The 20,271-nt window shown below is 71.3% G+C and carries 14 protein-coding genes; 7 read left to right on the top strand and 7 right to left on the bottom strand.

Features of this window, described 5'->3' with window-relative positions; translation table 11 throughout:
* Window positions 1–65: 65 nt before the first annotated feature.
* A complete protein-coding gene (locus K313_RS0108135; protein WP_239261745.1) occupies window positions 66–800 on the bottom strand; it encodes a FadR/GntR family transcriptional regulator in 735 nt (244 codons plus the stop codon).
* A gap of 143 nt (window positions 801–943) precedes the next feature.
* Here K313_RS0108135 and K313_RS0108130 point away from each other — a divergent pair, with 143 nt between their 5' ends.
* The 5 genes from K313_RS0108130 to K313_RS20495 all read left to right on the top strand — a co-directional run bounded on the left by K313_RS0108130 (window position 944) and on the right by K313_RS20495 (window position 7,498).
* On the top strand, window positions 944–2,629 hold the full coding sequence (locus K313_RS0108130; protein ID WP_019284227.1) for an L-lactate permease: 1,686 nt from the start codon (window positions 944–946) through the stop codon (window positions 2,627–2,629).
* Window positions 2,630–2,712: 83 nt separating this feature from the next.
* Window positions 2,713–3,486, top strand: coding sequence for a (Fe-S)-binding protein (locus K313_RS0108125; protein WP_029211199.1), 774 nt, complete (start codon window positions 2,713–2,715; stop codon window positions 3,484–3,486).
* On the top strand, window positions 3,483–5,126 hold the full coding sequence (locus tag K313_RS0108120) for a lactate utilization protein B (protein ID WP_029211198.1): 1,644 nt from the start codon (window positions 3,483–3,485) through the stop codon (window positions 5,124–5,126). The genes K313_RS0108125 and K313_RS0108120 overlap by 4 nt, the downstream gene beginning before the upstream one ends.
* Entirely contained in the window at window positions 5,123–5,767 is a 645-nt protein-coding gene (locus K313_RS0108115) for a LutC/YkgG family protein (protein ID WP_029211197.1), read from the top strand. The genes K313_RS0108120 and K313_RS0108115 overlap by 4 nt, the downstream gene beginning before the upstream one ends.
* A 219-nt stretch (window positions 5,768–5,986) precedes the next feature.
* A complete protein-coding gene (locus K313_RS20495; protein ID WP_029211196.1) occupies window positions 5,987–7,498 on the top strand; it encodes a M20/M25/M40 family metallo-hydrolase in 1,512 nt (503 codons plus the stop codon).
* Window positions 7,499–7,619: 121 nt separating this feature from the next.
* Here the strand turns inward: K313_RS20495 and dapB are convergent, their stop codons facing one another.
* Window positions 7,620–8,369 carry a 4-hydroxy-tetrahydrodipicolinate reductase gene (gene dapB / locus K313_RS0108105; protein ID WP_029211195.1) on the bottom strand — a complete coding sequence of 250 codons (750 nt, stop codon included), beginning with the start codon at window positions 8,367–8,369 and terminating at the stop codon, window positions 7,620–7,622.
* Window positions 8,370–8,510: 141 nt separating this feature from the next.
* Between dapB and K313_RS0108100 the strand changes: the two genes are divergently transcribed.
* A complete protein-coding gene (locus K313_RS0108100) occupies window positions 8,511–11,321 on the top strand; it encodes an FAD-binding and (Fe-S)-binding domain-containing protein (protein WP_029211194.1) in 2,811 nt (936 codons plus the stop codon).
* Between the two features lie 124 nt (window positions 11,322–11,445).
* Here K313_RS0108100 and K313_RS0108095 read toward each other — a convergent pair whose 3' ends face one another.
* The 4 genes from K313_RS0108095 to rpsO all read right to left on the bottom strand — a co-directional run bounded on the left by K313_RS0108095 (window position 11,446) and on the right by rpsO (window position 16,054).
* On the bottom strand, window positions 11,446–12,450 hold the full coding sequence (locus K313_RS0108095; protein ID WP_029211193.1) for a YihY/virulence factor BrkB family protein: 1,005 nt from the start codon (window positions 12,448–12,450) through the stop codon (window positions 11,446–11,448).
* An 86-nt stretch (window positions 12,451–12,536) separates the two neighbouring features.
* Window positions 12,537–12,929 (bottom strand): DUF3072 domain-containing protein, encoded by a 393-nt coding sequence (locus K313_RS24860; RefSeq protein ID WP_084412607.1) that lies wholly within the window; start codon window positions 12,927–12,929, stop codon window positions 12,537–12,539.
* Window positions 12,930–13,063: 134 nt separating this feature from the next.
* Complete coding sequence (locus K313_RS0108085) at window positions 13,064–15,592, bottom strand: polyribonucleotide nucleotidyltransferase (protein WP_029211191.1); 2,529 nt, start codon at window positions 15,590–15,592, stop codon at window positions 13,064–13,066.
* Between the two features lie 192 nt (window positions 15,593–15,784).
* Entirely contained in the window at window positions 15,785–16,054 is a 270-nt protein-coding gene (gene rpsO, locus K313_RS0108080) for a 30S ribosomal protein S15 (protein WP_019284216.1), read from the bottom strand.
* 319 nt (window positions 16,055–16,373) lie between these two features.
* Here rpsO and K313_RS22270 point away from each other — a divergent pair, with 319 nt between their 5' ends.
* Window positions 16,374–18,770, top strand: coding sequence for a putative bifunctional diguanylate cyclase/phosphodiesterase (locus tag K313_RS22270; protein ID WP_029211190.1), 2,397 nt, complete (start codon window positions 16,374–16,376; stop codon window positions 18,768–18,770).
* Window positions 18,771–18,864: 94 nt separating this feature from the next.
* Here K313_RS22270 and lpdA read toward each other — a convergent pair whose 3' ends face one another.
* On the bottom strand, window positions 18,865–20,262 hold the full coding sequence (gene lpdA, locus K313_RS0108070; protein WP_029211189.1) for a dihydrolipoyl dehydrogenase: 1,398 nt from the start codon (window positions 20,260–20,262) through the stop codon (window positions 18,865–18,867).
* Window positions 20,263–20,271: the final 9 nt, after the last annotated feature.

Here is a 20,271-nt window from a genome sequence, read left to right as displayed (position 1 = left end):
CCCCAAGCCCCGGCGCCATTGGTCACCAGTGGCGGATATGAACGATCCAAACAGCCCCGAGAACGTCATTGGTGACCAATGGCGGGAGGCGTGGACCCCGGGGCGCCGTCGAGCACGATGGGCAGGATCGCGTATGCCGCGCGGATGTGGGCCTCGACCAGGTCGGCCGCACGCCGCTGGTCACCGTCGACGACGGCCGCGTAGATCGCCTCGTGGTGCTCCTGCAGCTCGCCGCGGAACCCGTCCCAGTCCCCCAGCGAGCGCTCGGCGTCGAGGATCGGCCTGCGCAGCGACTCGCGGACGGCCACCGTCATGTCGGTCATCAGCCGGTTGCGCCCCACCTCCGCGAGGACGACGTGGAAGTCCGTGTCCAGCGCGTTGAACTCGTCCTGGGTGGTGTCGGGCTCCGCCATACGGTCCAGCAGTCCCCGCAGCCGCAGCCGCGACTCCTCGTCGAGCCGCTGGGCGGCGAGCGCCAGGCTGGACCGCTCCAGGGCCACGCGGGCCTCGACGACCTCGTCGACGGGGTACTTCGCGAGCGCGACGTGCAGGCGCAGCAGCCTGCTGAGGGCCTCGCTGCGCTGGTCGGTGATGCGGGTGCCCGCGTCGTTGCCGGCACCGACCGCGGACGAGACGAGCCCCTGGGCCTCCAGCGCGCGGATCCCCTCCCGGACCGCCGACCGGCTCACGCCCAGCTCCACGGCCAGGTCGCGCTCGGGCGGGAGGTGCGCACCGACCCGCAACGAGCCGGCGAGGATGCCGGACTCGACGTGGTGCACGACGGACTCGTAGGCCTTCATGTCGGTCATTGTCGCAGTCGCGTGGATCGTTCATGGCGTTGCAGCCCTTGCAAATGGTCCGACCACACCTCATAGTGAGCGGTAATGGTCTGACCACAGGTGTCGGCCGAGCCCTCGCCCGACCTGAGAACGATGGAGTTCCCATGACCTTCCGCCCCGACCTGGATCCCGTCGGAGGCAGCCTCCTGCTGTCGGCCCTCGTGGCCCTCCTCCCCCTCGCCACGATCTTCGTGACCCTCGGCGCCCTGCGGTGGAAGGCCCACGTGGCCGGCCTGACCGCCCTCGCCGTCGCCCTGGTCGTCGCGGTGCTGGCCTTCAAGATGCCCGTCGGCCTGGCCCTGCTGTCCGCGACCGAGGGCGCGATCTTCGGGCTCTTCCCCATCGTCTGGATCGTCTTCACCGCCATCGTCCTCTACCAGGTCACCGTGGTGAGCGGACGGTTCGAGGACCTGCGTGCGGTGTTCAACATCATCAGCGACGACCCGCGCATCCAGGCGATCCTCATCGCCTTCTGCTTCGGCGGGCTGCTCGAGGCGCTCGCCGGCTTCGGCGCCCCGGTCGCCATCACCGGCGTGATGCTCATGGCCGTCGGCTTCTCGGCCCTGCGCGCCGCCACCGTGGTCCTGCTGGCCAACACCGCCCCGGTCGCGTTCGGCGCCATCGCGATCCCCATCATCACGGCCGGCAACCTCACCAAGATCCCCTACACGGAGATCGGCGCCTACGTCGGTCACCAGACCCCGGTGCTGGCGCTGTTCGTGCCGCTGTTCCTCGTCTTCCTGGCCGACGGGCGCCGAGGTCTGCGCCAGACCTGGCCGATCGCCCTGGTCACCGGCGTCGCGTTCGCCGTCGCGCAGTGGATCTCCGCCACCTGGGTCTCGGTCGAGCTCACCGACATCATCGCGTCGCTGGTCGGCCTCGCCGCCGCCGTCGTGATGCTCCGCTTCTGGCAGCCCGAGGGCCGCGACGCCGCCCTCGAGCGCATGAGCGCCGAGAAGCAGCAGGAGCGCGCCGACATGACCGACGAGCAGCGCGCCCAGCTGCCCAGCTCCTCCGACCTGCCCGCCGCGAGCCACCTGCCCGCCTCGCGCATCGTGATGGCGCTGTTCCCCTACCTCCTCGTGATCGCCGTGTTCTCCCTGTCCAAGCTGGTCGGCCCGGTCAAGACCTGGCTCGCCGGCACGGACGTCAAGATCCCCTGGCCCGGTCTCGACGGGCACGTCCTCAACGCGGCGGGCAAGGTCAACGGCTCCACCGTCTACACCTTCCAGTGGCTGTCCAGCCCCGGCACGATGCTCCTGATCAGCACGGTGATCATCGCCCTCGTCTACAAGGTCAGCGCCCGCGACACCGTCCGTCAGCTCACCGAGACCGCCCACAAGCTGCGCTTCTCGATGCTCACCATCGCCTCGGTGCTGTCCCTCGCCTATGTCATGAACCTGTCGGGCCAGACGATCACGATCGGCACCTGGATCGCGGGCACCGGCGCCGCGTTCGCGTTCTTCTCCCCCGTCCTCGGCTGGCTCGGCACCGCCGTCACCGGCTCGGACACCAGCGCCAACGCGCTCTTCGCGACGCTGCAGCAGACGGCCGGCAAGCACGCCGGGATCGACCCGACCCTGCTCGTCGCCGCCAACACCTCCGGCGGCGTCGTCGGCAAGATGGTCAGCCCCCAGAACCTCACCATCGCGGCCACGGCGGTCGGCCTGCTCGGCCGCGAGTCCGAGATCCTGCGCCGCGTGATCTGGTGGAGCCTCGGCCTGCTCGTCGTGCTCTGCCTGCTCGTCGGCCTGCAGTCCACGCCGGTCCTGTCCTGGATGCTCCCGTGACCTCCGCCGCGCCCGAGACGTCCCCCGGCGAGCGGGCGGGCGGGGTCCGTCATACCGTCGAAGAACCCACCGAGGGAGGCACGATGACCACCAGACCGGGCGAGGGCAAGACCGTCGCGCTGTTCGCCACCTGCGTCAACGACACCATGTATCCCAGCACGCCCAAGGCCGTGGTCCGGCTGCTGGAGCGGCTGGGGTGCGAGGTCGTCTTCCCGCGCGAGCAGACCTGCTGCGGGCAGATGTTCACCAACACCGGATACCTCGACGAGGCGCTGCCGACGGTCCGCACCTTCCTCGCGGCGTTCGAGCGCTACGACTACGTCGTGGGCCCGTCCGGCTCGTGCATCGGGTCCGTCCGCGAGCAGCACCCGATGCTCGCGGAGCGGGAGGGCAGCACCGAGCTGCAGCGCCGCGTGGCCGACGTCGTGGCCAAGACCTACGACCTGCCCGAGCTGCTCGTCGACGTCCTCGGCGTCACCGACGTGGGCGCCTACTTCCCGCACCGGGTCACCTACCACCCGACCTGCCACTCGCTGCGCATCACCAAGGTCGGGGACCGCCCCTACCAGCTGCTGCGCGCGGTCCGGGGCATCGACCTGGTCGAGCTGCCGGACGCCGACCGCTGCTGCGGCTTCGGCGGCACCTTCGCGCTCAAGAACTCCGACGTCTCGGTCGCGATGACCGCCGACAAGGCCCGCCACATCGCCGACACCGACGCCGAGTACGTCATCGCCGGCGACAACAGCTGCCTCATGAGCATCGGCGGCGTGCTCGCCCGCCAGCGCACCGGCATCCGCACCATCCATCTGGCCGAGGTGCTCGCCAGCACCGAGGAGTCCATGGAGGAGCTCGTATGACGAAGCCCGCCCACCGCCTCACCCCCGCGCCGCCCACGGGCGAGCTCGTCGACTCACCGCCCTTCCCGGCCGCGGCGCGCCGAGAGCTCGCGAACCCCGTGCAGCGCAAGAACCTCCACCACGCGATGACCACCATCCGCGACAAGCGCGCCCGCGTCGTCGCCGAGCGCCCCGACTGGGAGCAGATGCGGGTGGCCGGCGAGGAGATCAAGGACCGCACCCTGCGGCACCTCGACCACTACCTGCTGCAGCTCGAGGAGTCCCTCACCCGCGCCGGCACGACCGTCCACTGGGCGAGCGACGCCGAGGAGGCCAACCGGATCATCGTCGGCCTGGTGCGCGACGCCCTGCGCGACGAGCCGCCCCAGGTGGACCCCGAGGGGCGTCAGGTCCCCCCGGAGGTGGTCAAGGTCAAGTCCATGGCCACCCAGGAGATCGAGATGAACGAGGCCCTCGAGGCCGCGGGCATCGCCGCCTGGGAGACCGACCTGGCCGAGCTCATCGTGCAGCTGGGGCACGACCGCCCCTCGCACTTCCTCGTCCCCGCCATCCACCGCAACCGCGCCGAGGTCCGCGAGATCTTCCTCGACGAGATGGCGGACTACGGGCGACCGGCTCCGGACGACCTGGACACCGAGCCAGCCCACCTCGCGGGTGCCGCCCGCCTGCACCTGCGGGAGAAGTTCCTGCGGGCCAAGGTCGCGATCTCCGGCGCGAACTTCGCCGTGGCCGAGACGGGCACGCTGTGCGTGGTCGAGTCCGAGGGCAACGGCCGCATGTGCCTCACCCTCCCCGAGACGCTGATCTCGGTCGTCGGGATCGAGAAGGTCGTGCCGACCTTCGCCGACCTCGAGGTCTTCCTGCAGCTGCTCCCCCGGTCCTCGACGGCCGAGCGGATGAACCCCTACACCTCGCTGTGGACGGGGCCGACGCCCGGCGACGGACCGCAGCAGATGCACGTCGTCCTGCTCGACAATGGGCGCACCACGGTGCTGGCCGACGACTTCGGGCGCACCGCGCTGCGCTGCATCCGCTGCTCGGCCTGCCTCAACGTGTGCCCCGTCTACGAGAAGGTCGGCGGCCACGCCTACGGCTCGGTCTATCCCGGGCCGATCGGCGCCGTGCTGACGCCGCAGCTCCGCGGCACGGCCTCCGCCGTCGACCGGTCGCTGCCGTACGCCTCCTCGCTGTGCGGCGCCTGTTTCGACGTGTGCCCGGTGCGCATCGACATACCGAAGATGCTGGTCCACATGCGCGGCAAGGTCGTCGAGGCCAAGAAGGCCGACCGGATGCCGCACTCCGAGGCCGGCGTGATGCGGACGGCGTCGTGGATGATGGCCGACCACCGCCGCTGGGGCGCCGCCATGAAGGGCTCCGGCCTGGCGGGGCGCGTGCTGGGGTCGCGGTTCGACCACTTCGGGACGCTGCCGTGGCCGGCGTCGAAGTGGACCAACGCGCGGGACGTGCAGATGCTGCCGACGGAGTCCTTCCGCGACTGGTGGGCCCGCGAGCGCGGTGACGGCGACCAGCCGGCCGGGGACCCCGCCGACCGTGGGCGCGACCCGTCCACCGATGCCCACCGGGCGTCCGACCAGCGTGCCCACGGCAGCACCGAGCAGCCCGAGGGAGAGCAGCGATGAGCAGGGAGCAGATCCTGGAGCGGGTGCGGGCGGCGCTGGCGGACGTGCCGCGCTCGACGCCCGAGGCCGACGTCCCGGTGGCGTGGGAGTACGCCCGTCCGACGCCGGTGGACGACCTGCTCGGCCGGTTCGTGGAGCGGGTCGAGGACTACAAGGCCGTCGTGGAGCGGTGCGCCGCGGACGAGGTCGGGGCCCGCGTGACCGCAGCCCTGCAGCGCCACGGCGTCGACACGGTCGTGCTCCCCGACGGGCTCGACGAGGGGTGGCGGGCCGCGATCGCGTCCGCCGGTCTGTCGCTGCTCGAGGACGCCGACCTGACGGCTGCCCAGCTCAACGCCGTCGACGCGGTGGTGACGGGTGCGTCCGTGGGTGTGGCCGAGACGGGCACGATTATGCTTGACCACGGTCCCGACCAGGGTCGCCGAGCCCTGTCGCTTGTGCCGGACGTGCACGTCTGCGTCGTGCGAGCGGACCAGGTCGTGTCGGACGTGCCCGAGGCGGTGGCCCGGCTCACCGAGGCGGCCCACGCCGGTCGCCCGCTCACCTGGATCAGCGGGCCGAGCGCCACCAGCGACATCGAGCTGTCCCGCGTCGAGGGCGTCCACGGCCCGCGGACCCTGCACGTCCTCCTCACCTCCTGACCTACCTCAGGTAGGCACATCCGCCCGGCTTCGCACGCCAGGTCGATGTGCCCGCCTGAGGTAGGAACATCCGCCCGGGTTGGCACGGCGCCGCGACGCGAGCAGCGCGTGTTCCCAGGGGAATCCCAGGTGCAGGAGGCCTCCCCGACTCACGAGTAGCCCCCTAGGGTCGGGCGCACCGGGGCCACGACGGCGTGGCTCCTCGCCCCTGGAGGACCTATGCACACCCGCCGAGCCCTCAGCCTGAGCCTGGCGACAGCCACCGCTGTCGCCACCGTCGCCGCGCCCGCGGCCCACGCCGACCCCAAGCCCCGCACCCCCTCGGACCTCGCCGCCCGGGTCGACCCCGGTGCCGTGGTCTCCCACCTCAGCGCCTTCGAGCGCATCGCCATGGCCTCGCAGGGCCGTCGCGCCGCCGGCGAACGCGGCTACGAGCTGTCCGCCCAGTATGTCGAGAAGCAGCTGCGCGGCGCGGGCTACACCCCTCGCCGCCAGTACTTCGAGTTCACCTACGACTCGGTCGTCTCCACCTCGCTCAACGAGCTCTCACCGACCGCCCGGGCAGTCACCCACACCCCCTTCTCCTACAGCCCGAGCACCCCCAAGGCCGGGGTGCAGGCCCAGCTCGTGGCGCCCAGCACCGCCACCGGCTGCTCGGCCGCGGACTGGAGCGGGGTCGTCGCCACGGCCAAGATCGCGCTCGTCTCCCGGGGCACGTGCACCTTCGGCGAGAAGGCCAAGGCCGCCAAGGCCGCGGGCGCCGCCGCCATCCTCATCTACAACAACGCCCCCGGTCCGCTCAACGGCACCCTCGGTGGGCCGTCCGGCGACTACGCCCCGGCCACCGGCATCACCAAGGCGGACGGCGACGCGCTGCTCGCCGACATGGCCAAGGGGCCGGTCCAGATGAGCTTCGTCCTGGACAAGATCATCGAGAAGCGCCGGACCTTCAACGTCCTCGCCGAGACCAAGGGCGGATCGGCCGACGACGTGCTGATGGTCGGGGCCCACCTCGACGGCGTGCAGCAGGGGCCTGGCGTCAACGACAACGCCAGCGGCTCGGCCACGGTCCTCGAGGTGGCCAAGCAGGCCAACCAGCTCAAGAAGCCCGCGCACAAGATCCGCTTCGCCTGGTGGGGCGCCGAGGAGCTCGGGCTGCTCGGGTCCGAGCACTACGTCAAGGACCTGCAGGACAACGACGTGGACTCCCTGCTCAAGATCAACGGCTACCTCAACTTCGACATGCTGGCGTCGCCCAACTACATCATCGGCGTCTACGACTCGACGCAGACGTGGATGCCGCAGGGGTCCGCCCGTCTGCAGCGGGCGTTCACCGGCTACTTCGACGACCGCGGCCAGCCCTACGTCGCGGCGCCGATGCAGGGCGGCTCCGACCAGCTGCCGTTCCTCGAGGCGGGAGTGCCCGTCGGCGGCCTGTTCACCGGTGCGGGCGGTCTCAAGACCGCGCAGGAGGCCACGCTCTTCGGCGGGACCGCCGGCGTCGCCTACGACCCCGGCTACCACACCGCGCAGGACACCCTGCGCAACGCCAACAAGGCGGCCCTCGCGATCAACGTCAAGGCCGTGGCGCACGCCGTGGGCACCCTGGCGCTGGGCGAGCCCGGGTCCGCCAAGAAGGGCAAGAAGGGCAAGAACGGCAAGAACGGCAAGAACGGCAAGAAGGACCTCCGCACCTCGGCGACCCCGACCACCACGGTCGCGCGTCGCTGATCCGAGCCAGCAGGGATCCGAGCCAGCATTGCCCGCGCCTCCGGTGATCGGGGGTGCGGGTCCTGTGCCGTATGCCGCCCCGCCCGCCGCAGGACTCGGCGCCGCGGCGGCGGACCCGCTGTCAGAGACCGAGGTAGTGCTCGAGCCCGACCGTCACGCCCGGGTGGGAACCGACCTGGCGCACGCCCTCGACCACGCCCGGCATGAACGACACGCGGTCGAACGAGTCGTGGCGGATCGTCAGCTGCTCCCCCTCGGCGCCGAAGAGCACCTCCTGGTGCGCGACCAGGCCGCGCAGCCGCACGGAGTGGACCGGCACGCCGTGCACGCGCGCCCCGCGAGCGCCGTCGGGGTCCTGCTCCGTCGCGTCGGGCACCTCTCCGAGCCCCGCCTCGGAGCGCGCGGCGCCGATCAGGTCGGCCGTCCGCGCGGCCGTGCCCGACGGGGCGTCGACCTTGCGTGGGTGGTGCAGCTCGATCACCTCGACGGACTCGTAGAAGCGGGCCGCCCGCTCGACGAAGGCCATCATGAGGATGGCGCCGATGGCGAAGTTGGGGGCGATGAGCACGCCGGTCCCGTCCGGGGCCGCGGCCACCTGGCCGCGCAGCGCCTCCAGGCGGGACTCGCTCCAGCCCGTCGTGCCCACGACGACGTGGACCCCCTGCGCGACGCAGTGCGCGACGTTGGCGGGCGAGGCGTCCGGCAGCGAGAACTCCACGACCACGTCCGCGCCGGCGAGATCTCCCAGGTCGTCCCCCACGTCGAAGCGGCCGACCAGCTCGAGCCCCTCGGCGGCCTCGACCGCGTCGCAGACGGTGGAACCCATGCGCCCGGAGGCGCCGATGACAGAGACCAGGATGTTGTCGCTCACGGCGTCCACCCTAGGTGCCGGTGGCGTGGCGCGCCGGGTGCGCCCACGCCCGCCCGCGCGCCGAACCGACGCCTCGGGCCGGGGCGGACGTCGTACGCGGCCTAGAGTAGTAGGACCACAACGACGAGGAGGTCGGCCCCGATGACCGTCACGACCAGCACCCTGGACAGCACCCTCGGCCCGATCACCTCGCGACGCCTCGTCGACCGGGTGTCCAAGGCGCACGACGCGTCGCACTACCTGCTGACGCCGCAGGCCGTGGTGACCGCCCGCAGCGTCGACGACGTCGCCCGCACCCTCGCGGCCGCCCGCGCCGACGGCGTGCCCGTGACCTTCCGCTCCGGCGGGACGAGCCTGTCCGGGCAGGCCCTCTCGGACGGCATCCTGCTCGACACCCGCACCCACTTCCGCGGCGTCGAGGTGCTCGACGGCGGCGAGCGCGTCCGCTGCCAGCCAGGCGCGACCCTGCGCTCCGTCAACGGTCACCTGGCGCGGCACCGACGCCGCCTGGGTCCGGACCCGGCCAGCGAGATCGCCTGCACCGTGGGCGGGGTCGTCGCCAACAACTCCTCGGGCATGCAGTGCGGCACCGAGCTCAACACCTACCGCACCCTCGACTCGCTGGTCCTCGTCCTGCCCAGCGGCACGATCGTCGACACGAGCGCGCCCGGCGCGGACGACCGGCTGCGCCGCGACGAGCCGGCGCTGTGGGAGGGCCTGCTCGCCCTGCGCGACCGGGTCCGCGGCAACCCCGAGTCGCTCGCCCGCATCGCCCACCAGTACTCCATGAAGAACACCATGGGCTACGGCCTCAACTCCTTCGTCGACCACGACGAGCCGGTGCGGATCCTCGAGCACCTCGTCGTCGGGTCCGAGGGCACCCTCGGCTGGGTGGCGGAGGCGACCTTCCGGACCGTGCCCATCAGCCCGTATGCCGCCACCGCCCTGCTCGTGGTCGACGAGATCGGCCAGGCCACCGACGCGCTCGGCGACCTCGTCGGGGCCGGCGCCAAGGCCCTGGAGCTGCTGGACGCCGCTTCGCTGCGGGTGGTCCAGCAGTACCCCGAGGCAGGTCCGGAGCTCTCGGGTCTGGACGTGGACCGGCACGCCGCCCTGCTGGTCGAGGCCACGACCGACGACAGCGCCGAGCTCGACCGTCGCATCACCGACCTCGACGCGGTGGTGGCCGACCTGGGGCTCCCCCACCGGGCCAGCTTCACCCGCGACGCCCGCGAGCGCGCCGCCCTGTGGCACCTGCGCAAGGGGCTCTACACCTCGGTCGCGGGCGCCCGCCCGCAGGGCACGACCAACCTGCTGGAGGACATCGCGGTCCCGCTGGCGTCGCTGAGCGCCACGGTCGCGGACCTGACCGAGTCCTTCCGCCGCCACGGCTACGGCGACGCCGTCACCTTCGGGCACGCCAAGGACGGCAACCTGCACTTCATGATCAACCCACGCCTGGACGACCCGGCCGCGCTCGAGACCTACGAGGCGTTCACGGAGGAGATGGTGTCCCTGGTCCTCGGGCACGAGGGCACGCTCAAGGCCGAGCACGGCACCGGACGGATCATGGCGCCCTACGTCCGTCGGCAGTTCGGCGACGAGCTCTATGCCGTCATGCAGGAGGTCAAGCGTCTCGCCGACCCGACGGGCCTGCTCAACCCCGGCACGCTGCTCGACGACGACCCTGGCGCCCACCTGCGCCACCTCAAGACCATGCCCGCGGTCGACCCGGCCGTCGACCGCTGCGTGGAGTGCGGCTACTGCGAGCCGGTCTGCCCCTCACGGGATCTCACCACCACGCCGCGTCGGCGCATCACGCTGCTGCGCGACCTCGGGCGGCTGCCGGCCGACCAGGCGGCCGAGCTCCGTGAGGCCTACGACTACGAGGCGGTCGACACGTGCGCCGTCGACTCGCTGTGCGTCAAGGCCTGCCCGGTCGGCATCGACACCGGCCTGTTCATGAAGTCCTTCCGCGCCGAGCGTCACGCGCCGAGGACCCAGCGGGGCGGCATCCGGCTGGCCGAGGGCTGGGGCACCACGATGACGACCCTGCGGGCCGCCCTCGCCGTGGCCGACACGGTGCCCGGACCGGTCAAGGCCGCCCTGTCGGGCGCCGCGCGACGTGTCCTCGACCCGGACCTCGTGCCGCTGGTCGGCAGCGACCTGCCCGGCCGCGGGCCACGCCGGCCCGCTCCCCAGCACCCGACGGGCGCGGCGTTCGTCTACTTCTCCTCGTGCCTCGGCTCGCTGTTCGCGCCCTCGGACGAGTCGACCGACGCGGGGGTCGTCGACGCGTTCTTCGCCCTGACCCGCCGGGCCGGGCTGGACGCCGTCGTGCCCGACGAGCTGCAGGGCCTGTGCTGCGGCACGCCGTGGGTCTCCAAGGGCCTCACCGAGGGAGCGGACGCCATGTCCCGCAAGGTCTTTCGCGCTCTGTGGCGCGCCACGGACGAGGGCCGCCTGCCCGTCGTCTGCGACGCCGCGTCGTGCACCCACGGCCTCGTGGACCTCGCCCACCACCTCCCGGCCGAGGACGCCGAGCGGTGGGGTCGGGTGCGGGTGATCGACGCCGTGTCGTATGTCGCCCAAGAGGTCCTGCCTCGCGTGGAGGTCGCGGACCCGCTGGGCACCGTCGCCGTCCACCCGACCTGCTCGACCGTGCACCTCGGCGTGGTCGACGACCTGGTCACGTGCGCCCAGGCCGCCGCGCGGGAGGTCGTGGTCCCCGTCGACTGGGGGTGCTGCGGCTTCGCCGGTGACCGCGGGATGCTGCACCCCGAGCTCACGGCATCGGCAACCCGCGTCGAGGCGCACGAGCTGGAGGGGCGGTCCTTCGACGCCTACGTCTCGGCCAACCGCGCCTGCGAGCTCGGGATGTCCCGCGCCACCGGGCACACCTACCGCCACGTCCTGGAGGTGCTGGCCGAGCACGTCCCGGGCTGCCGCTGACGTCTGAATCTCCGGCGGCGCCGAGCCTGCGACCGCGTCGAGACATCGGGGCTACTCCTGGTGGTCAGGGCCACCAGAAGTAGCCCCGATCCCAGCTCTGGACCGGTCGGCTACCCAGGCTCGGCTACTCGGAGCCGTAGTACTCGTCCTCCATGTCCTTGAGCGACCTCTCGAAGGACACGTCGACCTGCTGGAACCCCTTGAGCCGGTTGGCGTTGACCAGGCCCTCGTAGTACTTCTTGTCGGCCTCGGTCAGGTCCACGTCGTCGGTGAAGACCGTGAGCAGCGCCCGGGGCCACAGCCGCTTGGCCAGGACCACGTTGAGCTCGATCGCCATGACGACGCCGCACGCCGCCAGGAAGCCCCAGCCCATCAGGCCGAGGACCAGCGCGAACACGCCATAGGCGTCGCTGGACCCCTTGACCACGAAGGACACGTAGGCCGTACCGACGGTCTGCAGCGTCTGCCACCACGCGGCCGCGGCCAGCGCCCCGGGGATGGAGCGGCGCCACCGCATCGGGTGGGCCGTGGCGATGCGAAAGATCAGCAGGAAGATCCCGGCGTTGAGCGCCACGGCGAGCCCGGTCAGCAGGTAGGCCCCGGCCGACCCCAGGTCGAGGCCGTAGGCCGACGCCGAGCTGCCGATGCCCGAGATGACGGTCGTGACGAGGAGGAACAGTCCCGCGGTGACGATCAGCAGGACCGACCGCCCCCGCGACACGAAGGGGTTGGGCCGCTGGTTACGGGGCACCGCCCAGCACACGTTGAGGGCGTTCTGCAGCGCCTGGCCGACCCCGAGGGCGCCATACAGCGCGACCAGCAGACCGATGGCGATGGCCTTCCAGTCCCCTTGCAGCCCTTGGGTGCTCAGCTGGGTGCCGATGACCGGGAACTGGCTCAGCGCCGACTCGAGCAGCCGCTGCTCGAGCTCGGGCCGGTCCTGCAGGACGAAGCCGAGGACCGAGGACAGCAGCAGCAGGAGCGGGAAGGACGATAGGAAGCCGTAGTAGGTGATCAGCGCCCCGAGGTAGGGGCCCTGGTCGTCGAAGAACTTGTAGATCACCGCCAGCGGGAAACCGATGCCGCGATGCCGCCGCTGGAACCGATCGACCCTGTCCACGAACGACATCCGCGCTCCCTCCGTCGGAGGACATTCTGCCCCGGAACGCGCTGGTCCTCCTGCCGAGGGCCCCCTGTCTCGACCCGTGGTGCCGGTCAGGGCTGCTGACGGCCCTGCTGGTCGCGTCCGGTGGCGGCCTGGAGGCGGTCGATGTGCTCGGACGCCTCGGCCTTGGTGAGGTCGGCGGGGATCTGCTCCCCCGCCTGCCGCGCCAGCGAGTCGAGGTAGGACTTCTGGGCGTCGGTCGCCGGCTGGTCGCCGGTCACCCAGTCGTCGGGGTCCTTGACCGGGCCGTCCGTGGGTCCGGTCCCGGCTCCGAGCATCTCGCCGCCGTCGACGCCGGTCTGCTCGGCCCCGGTCTGGTCCGAGGCCGGGCCGCGCTGGCCGCGCTCGGCGTCCGTGGGCACCTCCTCGGCGGCGGGAGGGGCCTCGTCCAGCGGCGGCTCCTGCAGGGGCGGGATCTGGTTGGTGGGGTCCTGTGCGCTCATGGCGGGCGGCATACCCACCGAGGTCGCCTCACCAAACCGTCTGCTCACCTGGTGGGCAGGTATGCCGGAGGGCCGGTCACCCCGTGCGGGGTGACCGGCCCTCCGGTGCACAGCAGAGGCGCTCAGGCCGTGGCTCAGGCGTCCTCGGACGAGGCCGGGGCCTCGCCGTGGGACTCGCTGGCCGCGGCGAGCTGGTCGGACTCGGGCGTGCCCTGGCCCTCCTCGACGTCGCTGCGGCGGCGACGGGTGCGCGAGCGGGGGCGGCGGTCGCCGTCACCCTCGCCACGCTCGTCGGAGCGCTCGCGACGGGGACCACCGTCACCGTTGCGCTCGCCACCACGGTCGCCGCCACGGTCACCACGGTCTCCACCGCGGTCGCCGCGCTCGCCACCACGGTCGCTACGCTCCGGACGGGACTTGGCCTCCTCGGCAGCAGCGGCGTTGGCGGCCTCCTGCTCCTCGGTGAGGACGGCGGCCAGGGAGAGCTTGCCGCGCGGGTCGACCTCCTTGAGCTCGACCTGGACCTTCTGGCCCACGCCGAGGACGTCCTCGACCGCGTCGATGCGCTTGCCGCCGACGAGCTTGCGCACCTCGGAGATGTGCAGCAGACCGTCCTTGCCCGGCAGCAGCGACACGAACGCCCCGAAGGTCGTGGTCTTGACGACCGTCCCCAGGAAGCGCTCGCCCACCTCGGGCATCTGCGGGTTGGCGATGGCGTTGACGGCCGCGCGGGCCGCCTCGGCCGACGGACCGTCGGTCGCGCCGATGTAGACCGTGCCGTCGTCCTCGATGGAGATGTCGGCGCCGGTCTCCTCCTGGATCTGGTTGATCATCTTGCCCTTGGGCCCGATGACCTCGCCGATCTTGTCGACCGGGACCTGCACGGCGATGACGCGCGGGGCGTAGGGGCTCATCTCGTCCGGCACGTCGATGGCCTCGGCCATGACGTCCAGGATGTGCAGGCGAGCGTCGCGGGCCTGGGTGAGCGCGCCACCGAGCACCGAGGCGGGGATGCCGTCGAGCTTGGTGTCGAGCTGGATGGCCGTGACGAACTCCTTGGTGCCGGCGACCTTGAAGTCCATGTCGCCGAAGGCGTCCTCGGCACCGAGGATGTCGGTGAGCGCGGCGTACTGCGTCTCGCCGTCGATCTCGGCGGAGACCAGGCCCATCGCGATGCCCGCGACGGCGGCGCGCAACGGCACACCGGCGTTGAGCAGCGACAGGGTGGACGCGCAGACCGAGCCCATCGAGGTCGAGCCGTTGGAGCCGAGGGCCTCGGACACCTGACGGATCGCGTAGGGGAACTCCTCGCGGGTCGGCAGCACCGGCATGAGCGCGCGCTCGGCGAGGGCGCCGTGGCCGATCTCGCGACGCTTGGGCGAGCCCACGCGGCCGGTCTCGCCGGTGGAGAACGGCGGGAAGTTGTAGTTGTGCATGTAGCGCTTGCGCGAGACGGGCGACAGCGAGTCGATCTGCTGCTCCATGCGGAGCATGTTGAGCGTGGTCACGCCCATGATCTGGGTCTCGCCGCGCTCGAAGATCGCGGAGCCGTGCACGCGGGGCAGGACCTCGACCTCGGCGGACAGGGCGCGGATGTCCGCGAGCCCACGGCCGTCGATGCGGACCTTGTCGCGCAGGATGCGCTCGCGGACGAGCTTCTTCTGCACGGCGCGGTAGGCCGCGGAGATCTCCTTCTCACGCCCGTGCAGCGGCTGGTGCTCGGCACCCAGCTCGCCCTTGAGGCGGTCCTTGAGCGCGTCGAGCTTGTCCTCGCGCTCCTGCTTGCCGGCGATGGCCAGCAGGTCCTTGAGCTCGGCCTCGGCGGCCTCGGCGACGGCCGAGTAGGCGTCGTCCTCGTAGTCGAGGAAGATCGGGAAGTCCTGGACCGGCTTGGCGGCCTGCGCGGCCAGCTCGGCCTGCGCGGTGCACAGCACGTCGATGAACTTCTTGGCGGCCTCGAGGCCCTCGGCGACGACCTCCTCGGTCGGCGCCTGCTTGCCCTCGGTCTTGACGAGGTCCCAGGTGTTGTCGGTGGACTCGGCCTCGACCATCATGATGGCGACGTCGTCCTGGCCGTCCTTGGTGGTGACCTTGCGACCGGCCACGACCATGTCGAACACCGAGCGCTCGATGTCGGAGAAGTTGGGGAACGCGACCCACTGGCCGTCGATCAGCGAGACGCGGACGCCACCGATCGGGCCGGAGAACGGCAGGCCGGAGATCTGCGTGGACGCGGACGCCGCGTTGATGGCGAGCACGTCGTACTGGTGGTCGGGGTGCATCGACAGGACCGTGATGACGACCTGGACCTCGTTGCGCAGACCCTTCTTGAAGGTCGGGCGCAGGGGGCGGTCGATCAGGCGGCAGGTGAGGATCGCGTCGGTGCCGGGGCGGCCCTCGCGACGGAAGAACGAGCCGGGGATGCGGCCCGCGGCATACATGCGCTCCTCGACGTCGACCGTGAGGGGGAAGAAGTCGAACTGGTCCTTGGGGGACTTGCCGGCGACCGTGGTCGACAGCAGGGTGGTCTCGTCGTCGAGGTAGGCGGTCACGGAGCCGCCGGCCTGCTTGGCGAGGCGGCCGGTCTCGAACCGGATCGTGCGGGTACCGAACCGACCGTTGTCGATCGTGGCCTCGGTGAACGTGATGTCTGGACCCTCCATGGGTCCTCCTTGTCTTCGCTTCGTCGCTGACCACATCGTCGTTGTGCGGCAGCGTGTCTTCGATCTGTGGGTGCGCGGCGTCTGACGCCGTCACTCACGATACGGGCTTATGAAGTTGTCATCTCGCAGGTACGCCGGAGGGAGCGGTCCCCTGATCACTCAGGAGCCGCTCCCTCCGGTGCACGACGAGAGTTATCGACGCAGACCCAGACGCTTGATCAGCGCACGGTAGCGCTCGATGTCGGTCGCCTCGAGGTAGCGCAGCATGCGCTTGCGACGGCCGACGAGCAGCAGCAGACCACGACGGGAGTGGTGGTCGTGCTTGTGCGCCCGCGAGTGCTCGGTGAGGTCCTTGATGCGCTGCGTCAGCATCGCGATCTGCACCTCGGGGGAGCCGGTGTCGCCCTCGTGCGTGGCGTACTCGGTCATGATGGTCTTCTTGACGTCTGCTTCCAACGGCATGGAGCGACTCCTTCTCCTAGCAGCGCGGTGCCCCCGGGCTCATCCCGAGGGCGCTCTTGATCCGCGGCCGGTCCACGGCAGAGACCCACCTTACCAGCCGTGCTCATGCGGCCCTAATCGGGCCGTCGTGGCCGTATGACGACCCTGGCGCCCTGGACGGACCCGTTCCCGTGCAGCGTGTAGCACACCACGCACGCTCGGTGATGACTATAGTTACTTTCGACCCGCAGGGGGATGAATCGGGAGGTGCCGGGAAGACACGGCACGTGTCCCACCAGCCCCACAAGTCCGGCTCCGACCCGCACCCGACAGGCCACCCATGAGCAGCGCGATCCCCGAGGTGACGCACGGCGCCGTCGGTGACCGCTCCTCGCCCGCGCCCGCGCACCCGACGCCTCCCCCGTGGGCCAACACCCCGGCCTACCGCGCCTACGCCGTGCTGGCCGCCCTCCTGGGCGCGGGATCCCTGGCGCTGACCGTCCGCTTCCCCGGTCAGGTGCTCCCGACCTCCACGGCCTACGTCACCGGCTGCGTGATCGTCCTGGTGGTCGTGACGACGCTCATCCTGCGCGGCGTCCGGGTGCCGGGGACCCTCGTCGGGGACCTCCCGGAGGCGCTGCTCACCACTCCCCTGCTCGCCGTCGCCCCGCACTGGGGATATGTCGTGGCCACCGTCGCGGTCACCCTGTGGACCTGCCTGCGGTGGCGTCTCACCCCGCTGGACACGACCTTCAACGTCGGCATCGCCGCGGTCTCGAGCGGCACGGCGACCGGTGCCTACCACCTCGCGGGGGGAACCGCAGCGCAGGACATGACCTGGCACGTGGTCCTGGCCGCGCTCGTCGGCGTCCTCACGCAGTACGTCCTCAGCGAGGTCGCCGTGTGGATCGGCTGCGTCCTCGACGGCAAGCGCGAGCACGCCCCGACCCTCACCAGCTCCGTCACCCGGGTCGTGCCCCAGCTCATGGCCATCGGGCTCGCGTCGTGCTCGGTCGCGCTCGGCGCCCAGGGCACCTTGCTGGGGGCGCTGCTCGGCCACGCGCTGCTCGCCATCGTGCTCGTGCACCTGTCCGTGCAGGGTCGCTCGGCCAACCAGCGCTGGATCGCCGAGCAGCTCTACACCGCCAGCGAGCGGCTCCGCGGCCAGACCGAGGTCGACAACGTCCCCCACGTCCTCGCCGACGAGCTCGCCACCCTGTGGCAGACGCACGACTGGGCGGTCACCGACCAGCCCAGCCGCGGCCAGGAGGCCTACCGCATCGGTCCGGACCGCTACATCGCCCTCGCGCCGGGCCGCGCCGTCCTGCCCGGCCCCACCCGTCAGGCCTCCGACGCCCTCGTGGACACGGCCGCCGAGGTCATGCGCTCGCTCGAGTTCGAGCGCGAGCTGAGGTGGCGCGCGACGCGAGACGCCCTCACCGGGCTGGGCAACCGTCACCGCCTGTGGGACGCCCTCGACGAGCGTCTGCCGGCCGCGGGCCGCGGTGCGCCCCTGGCGCTGATGTCGCTCGACCTGGACACCTTCAAGGCCATCAACGACACCTACGGCCACGCCGTCGGCGACCACCTGCTCGTCGCCGTGGCGCGGCGCCTGACCGAGCACTGCGCCCCTGACGACGTGCTCGCCCGCCTGGCCGGCGACGAGTTCGTCATCCTCTCGGACGCGGCCGAGCCGGGGGAGGCGGTCCGGCAGGCCCAGGAGCTGCAGAACGCGATCTCCGAGCCGTTCCCCCTCGACCAGAGCGTGGTCAACGTGACCTGCTCCATCGGCGTCCACCACGTCTCGCAGCCCACCACCCGCGCCAACGCCCTGTCCGCGGCCGACGCGGCCCTGACCCGCGCCAAGAAGTCCGGCCGCGGCACCGTGACCATGGCCACGCAGGAGATCGTCCTCGAGGCCCGCCGCCTGCTGCGCCTCGACGCCGAGCTGCGCGCCGCCATGCACCATGGCGAGTTCACCCTGCACTACCAGCCGATCGTGGAGGCGGCCAGCGGGGAGGCATTCGCCGTCGAGGCCCTGCTCCGCTGGGAGCGGGACGGCGTCATGCAGATGAGCCCCGGGGACTTCGTGCCCTACGCCGAGGAGTCCGGGCTCATCTCGACGATCGGCCTGTGGGTGATGCGCCGCGCCTGCCTGCAGGTCAACGCCTGGAACCGCGCGAACCACCCGGACCGGCCGCTGCGGGTGACCGTCAACATCTCGACGGTCCACATCGCCCAGCCCACCTTCGTCGACGACGTCCGGCAGATCCTCGAGGAGACCGGGTTCCCGCCCGAGCTGCTCATCCTCGAGGTGACCGAGACCTTCGCGACCCTCGACCTCGCGGCCTCCGTGTGCATCGGCAACGCGCTGAGCGACGTAGGCGTCTCGCTCTGGCTCGACGACTTCGGGACGGGCTACTCCTCCCTGGAGTACCTCCGTCAGCTCCCCGTCGAGGTCGTCAAGCTCGACCGGTCCTTCCTCACGGACATCAGCAGCGACGCGAGCGCCCGGCGCTTCATCGCCTCGATCGTGCAGCTCTGCCGCTCGATCGGGCGCGAGCCCCTCGCCGAGGGGGTGGAGCAGGAGCAGCAGCGCATGGTCCTGCTCGACCTGGGCTGCTCGGCGATGCAGGGCTACCTGTTCGCCCGGCCCGTCCCGATCGAGCACCTCGTCGACGCCGTCCGGCCGTCCGGCCAGCACTCCCGCGACGCCGGAGACGGACGCACCGCCTGAGCCTGAGCCTGAGCCTGTATGCCGGAAGGCGGGTCCCCGCGATGGGGCGACCCGCCTTCCGGCATACGGCATCCGGCCCGTGAGGGCCGACCCGTCAGAGGTTGATCATGTGACCCGCGATGCCGTGCAGGGCCTCCTTGACCGCCTCGCCCAGCGTCGGGTGGGCGAAGACGACGCGCGAGGCCTCGTCGGCGGTGAGGTCCCAGGTCTGGGCGACGTTGAGCGCCGGGAGGAGCTCGGTGACGTCCGGGCCGATCATGTGGGCGCCGAGGATCTCGTTGTACTTGGCGTCGGCGACGATCTTGACGAAGCCCACCGCGTCGCCGAGGCCCATGGCCTTGCCGTTGGCGGAGAACGGGAAGGACGCGGTCTTGACCTCGTGGCCGGCGTCCTTGGCCTGCTGCTCCGACAGGCCCATGGAGCCGATCTGCGGGTGGCAGTAGGTGGCTCGCGGGATGAAGCGGTAGTCGATCGGCATCGTCTCGGCACCGGCGATGGTCTCGGCGGCGACGATGCCCTGGGCCTCGGCGACGTGGGCGAGCATCAGCTTGGCGGTGACGTCACCGATGGCGTAGACGCCGTCGACGTTGGTGCGCATGTAGTCGTCGACCTCGATCGCGCCGCGCTCGGTGAGCTTGACGCCCACGGCGTCCAGGCCGTAGCCCTCGGTGCGCGGGGCGAAGCCGATGGCGGACAGGAGCTTGTCGGCCTCGAGGACCTGCTGGTCGCCGCCCTTGGCCGGGCTGACCGTGACCTTGACGCCGGAGCCGGTGTCCTCGACGGACTCGACCTTGGTGCCGAGCATGACCTTGACGCCGAGCTTCTTGTAGTGCTTGAGGAGCTCCTTGGACACGTCCGCGTCCTCGGTCGGGACCATGCGGTCCAGGAACTCCACGATCGTCACGTCGACGCCGAAGTTCTTCATGACATAGGCGAACTCGACGCCGATCGCGCCGGACCCGGCGATGATGATCGAGCCGGGCAGCTCGTCGGTGAGGATCTGCTCCTCGTAGGTCACGACGTTCTTGGACACCTCGACGCCGGGGAGCATGCGGGTCACCGCGCCGGCCGCGATGATCAGGGCGTCGAAGCTGATGCTCTTGGTGGAGCCGTCCTCGGCCTTGACGTCCATGGACTTCGGCCCGGTCAGGGTGCCCCAGCCATCGATCTCGGTGATCTTGTTCTTCTTCATCAGGAAGTGGACACCCTTGACGATGCCCGCGGACACCTGGCGGCTGCGCGCGTGGGTGGGGCCGTAGGACATCGTGGCGTCGCCCTCGATGCCGTACTTCTTCTTGTCGTGCTGCAGGGTGTGCGCCAGCTCGGCGTTCTTGAGCAGCGCCTTGGACGGGATGCACCCGACGTTGAGGCACACACCGCCCCAGTACTTCTTTTCGACGACCGCGACCTTCTTGCCGAGCTGGGCCGCTCGGATCGCCGCGACATAACCACCGGGGCCTGCACCCAGGACCACCACATCGAAGTCAGCCATGGGTCCTAC

It is taken from the genome of Arsenicicoccus bolidensis DSM 15745, from assembly GCF_000426385.1.
GTDB classification, from domain to species: Bacteria; Actinomycetota; Actinomycetes; order Actinomycetales; family Dermatophilaceae; genus Arsenicicoccus; species Arsenicicoccus bolidensis.
The sequence above is the reverse complement of the archived record's forward strand: the minus strand, read 5'-3'. Positions and strand labels throughout refer to the sequence as shown.

What these genes read in the sequence shown, in the direction of transcription:
- K313_RS0108135 (WP_239261745.1), bottom strand. Translation starts at nt 800, where the DNA reads ATGAAGGCCTACGAGTCCGTCGTGCACCACGTCGAGTCCGGCATCCTC.
- K313_RS0108130 (WP_019284227.1), top strand. Translation starts at nt 944, where the DNA reads ATGACCTTCCGCCCCGACCTGGATCCCGTCGGAGGCAGCCTCCTGCTG.
- K313_RS0108125 (WP_029211199.1), top strand. Translation starts at nt 2,713, where the DNA reads ATGACCACCAGACCGGGCGAGGGCAAGACCGTCGCGCTGTTCGCCACC.
- K313_RS0108120 (WP_029211198.1), top strand. Translation starts at nt 3,483, where the DNA reads ATGACGAAGCCCGCCCACCGCCTCACCCCCGCGCCGCCCACGGGCGAG.
- K313_RS0108115 (WP_029211197.1), top strand. Translation starts at nt 5,123, where the DNA reads ATGAGCAGGGAGCAGATCCTGGAGCGGGTGCGGGCGGCGCTGGCGGAC.
- K313_RS20495 (WP_029211196.1), top strand. Translation starts at nt 5,987, where the DNA reads ATGCACACCCGCCGAGCCCTCAGCCTGAGCCTGGCGACAGCCACCGCT.
- K313_RS0108100 (WP_029211194.1), top strand. Translation starts at nt 8,511, where the DNA reads ATGACCGTCACGACCAGCACCCTGGACAGCACCCTCGGCCCGATCACC.
- K313_RS0108095 (WP_029211193.1), bottom strand. Translation starts at nt 12,450, where the DNA reads ATGTCGTTCGTGGACAGGGTCGATCGGTTCCAGCGGCGGCATCGCGGC.
- K313_RS24860 (WP_084412607.1), bottom strand. Translation starts at nt 12,929, where the DNA reads ATGAGCGCACAGGACCCCACCAACCAGATCCCGCCCCTGCAGGAGCCG.
- K313_RS0108085 (WP_029211191.1), bottom strand. Translation starts at nt 15,592, where the DNA reads ATGGAGGGTCCAGACATCACGTTCACCGAGGCCACGATCGACAACGGT.
- rpsO (WP_019284216.1), bottom strand. Translation starts at nt 16,054, where the DNA reads ATGCCGTTGGAAGCAGACGTCAAGAAGACCATCATGACCGAGTACGCC.
- K313_RS22270 (WP_029211190.1), top strand. Translation starts at nt 16,374, where the DNA reads ATGAGCAGCGCGATCCCCGAGGTGACGCACGGCGCCGTCGGTGACCGC.
- lpdA (WP_029211189.1), bottom strand. Translation starts at nt 20,262, where the DNA reads ATGGCTGACTTCGATGTGGTGGTCCTGGGTGCAGGCCCCGGTGGTTAT.